We start from the raw sequence: 2,020 nt of genomic DNA on the forward strand, positions 1-2,020 counted from the left end.
GTCCGGTCGTTGCGCTGCCCGAGCTTGACGATCGTTGTGACCGCACGCCCATCCTTGACCGCGAAGACAGCCCAGTCCTCCCCCTTTCGAAACAGGGCCGCCACCGGCACCGTCAGCACGTCTTCCGCATTCCAGATCGTGACATGCACGATCACCCGATAGTCATGACCGAGCGACGGCCATGCTTCGGGAGGATCGGCGAAATCGATGATCGTGCGGACCCTTTGTTCCTCGATACCGAGTGCGGAGACCTTGACGAACCCCGCCGGGTCCACCCGTGTCACCTGGCCACGGATGGGTGATCCGCCCCAGCCATCGATCCGGACAGGTGCGCCGGCCTTGATCTGGACAGCGTCGGTCGACAGAAGCTCGGCGACGATCTCGAGGTCGCGCGGATCGCCGATCTCGATCAACGGGGCACCTGCTTGCACCACTCCTTCGCTCTCCTGAATGATCTTCAGGATGCTGCCGTTCATTGGGGCGCGTAGCTGGATGCAGCAGGCGGGATTCGATTGCGGGATGGCGTCCGACGGTTCGCTGAGTCGGGCCGCAACGCTTGAGCGCTCGTTGCGCCGTACCTCGACCTGCGCCTTGGCGCTTGCCAACGCAGCTTCATTGGTTTCGACGTCGAATCTTGCCTTGTCCAAAACCTTGACCGAGATCGCCTCGGTGCGGGCGAGGGCCTCCGCCCGCTGAAGCTCCGTGCGCGAAAATTTGAGCGCCGCCTCGATCCGGCGAACTTCGGCTTCCGAAAGCGTCATTGCCGCTTCGGTTGCCGCCAGCGCCGCCTGTAGCTCTTCGTGCGTGCGGGCGTCGTGGAAGCTCGGCACCGTCGGCTGCATAACCGCCACCGTCTCGTCCACGGCAACCTGATCCCCGACATGGCGAGGCGGGGAGATTCGCAGGACTTTTCCAGCGATTGGCGCGGACACCGTATAGACATGGCGGACGCGCGTCTTGGCCTCGTCGTCGATCGTGACCTCCATGGACCCTTCCGTCACCGTCGCCAGATCCACTGCGATCGGCCGTGGCCATGCGAACCAGACCGCAGCGGCTGCCAAGACACCCAAGGCCGTGGCCCCGACGGTTCGCTTCATCCAGATCGTGCGCATGGTTCAATCTCGCGTCTTGAGAACGGTGACAAGGTCGAGCTGGTTGATCCGCCGGCGTACGACGAGCGCGGAGAACAGTGCCGCGGCAATCACCATCGCGCTGGCAAGTACATAGGTAGAATGTTCCACGACCAACCGAGTCCGCATCAGCTCGCCGGCCATTTTTGTTTGCACTGTCCAGGCGAGGCCGTAGCCGATGGCCCATCCCGGCGGCTGCGCAAGCAACGTCAACACGGCCAGCTCGAGGAGCAGAATTCGCAACACTTCTCCACGGGTGAAGCCGAGGACACGCAGGCTGGCCAACTCGCGCGCGCGTTCGGAAAGCGAGATTCTTGCGCTGTTGTAGACGACACCGAAGGCGATAACGGCCGCGAGCCCAATGTAAATGTTTGCCATCGTGGTCACCAACACGGCCAATGCATCACGGAAGTTCGCAAGTGATACGCGTTGCAGGGCCACGCCGCTGACCGTCGGCATGCTCTTGATAGCGTCGTAAAATCGGTCACGCTCGTTCGCATCGAGGCTTACGCTTACGCTGTTGACGGCCGGAGCCTCCCGCATCAAGCGCGCCAGGGCGTCGAAATGCATCATTCCCTGAATGCCAAAATAATCCTCGACCAACGCGGTCACGGGAAGGGAGACGGTCCGTCGCCGCCCTTCCAGCAAATCAATTTCGACGAAATCGCCGACCTGTGTCCCGAGAATGTGCACGAGCCAACTCGAAAGTGCCAAGCCCGCTTCCGGCAGCACGACGGGATGCAGGTCAGTGTCGATGATCCTGTTGAGGTCGGCATCGCGCGGTCTTCCGCTGATCATGATCCGACGGTCGATGTTTCCATTCCGTATGCGAACGGGAACCTCCCGAAAAGGCTCCGCCGCAAGAATACCGGGCAGCCGCGCAATTTGAT

Annotated in this window: 2 protein-coding genes; both read right to left on the minus strand. The window is 62.0% G+C overall.

Translation table 11 applies throughout. The features are described 5' to 3' along the window. On the minus strand, positions 1-986 hold a 986-nt coding region (locus EOA85_RS33730), incomplete at its 3' end, for an HlyD family efflux transporter periplasmic adaptor subunit (RefSeq protein ID WP_348627956.1). Between the two features lie 129 nt (positions 987-1,115). Then, positions 1,116-2,020: FtsX-like permease family protein (locus EOA85_RS33735; RefSeq protein WP_127212586.1), on the minus strand; the 905-nt coding region annotated here is incomplete at its 5' end.

Origin of the sequence: Mesorhizobium sp. M5C.F.Ca.IN.020.29.1.1 (genome assembly GCF_003997375.1) — a bacterium.
Lineage (GTDB): Bacteria > Pseudomonadota > Alphaproteobacteria > Rhizobiales > Rhizobiaceae > Mesorhizobium > Mesorhizobium wenxiniae.